A 564-nucleotide genomic window follows, 5' to 3' on the forward strand; every position below is an offset into this window, starting at 1 on the left:
TGATCGGCTGGCAGTGGTGCGATAAGGAATCCAAAGCCGCCTGGGCGGCTTTGTTCAAACGTTTCCCGGCCCCAGATGTAGTGGTCACCGACGGCGGCACCGGACTGCGGGCCGCGCTGGATCAGCAGTGGCGCCGCACCAGAATCCAGCGCTGTTACTTCCACATCCGGGCTGCGGTCATCCGGCACACCACCCTGAACCCACGGCTTGAGGCGGGCAAGGAAGTCCTGGGCCTGACCAGGGAACTGATGAGAGTCCAGGACCTCGATGCTGCTGCCGCCTGGATGGGTGCCTACGGGTCCTGGGAAGCCAAGTGGGCCGGCTTCCTCAAGCAGCGCACCTACCCGAAGAAAGGCGTGGAACGCCCCTCATGGGCTAAGCCGAACCAGGCTTGGTGGTACACCCATATCCGGCTGCGCCGGGTCCAGGGACTCTACCGGCAGCTGATCCGGGATCAGTCCCTGTTCACCTTCCTCGACGAGCACTACACCACCGAAGGGCTCAGGACGGTGGAACGGGCTACCTCCCGCTTAGAAGGCGGGCCCAACAACGCGATCAAGCACT

1 protein-coding gene is annotated in these 564 nt (G+C 63.8%); it reads left to right on the forward strand.

Annotated elements, in window-relative coordinates; genetic code table 11:
* On the forward strand, positions 1-564 hold a 564-nt coding region (locus HGQ17_RS14885; protein ID WP_211090723.1), incomplete at both ends, for a transposase.

Source organism: Nesterenkonia sedimenti, assembly GCF_012641515.1.
Classification (GTDB): Bacteria; Actinomycetota; Actinomycetes; order Actinomycetales; family Micrococcaceae; genus Nesterenkonia; species Nesterenkonia sedimenti.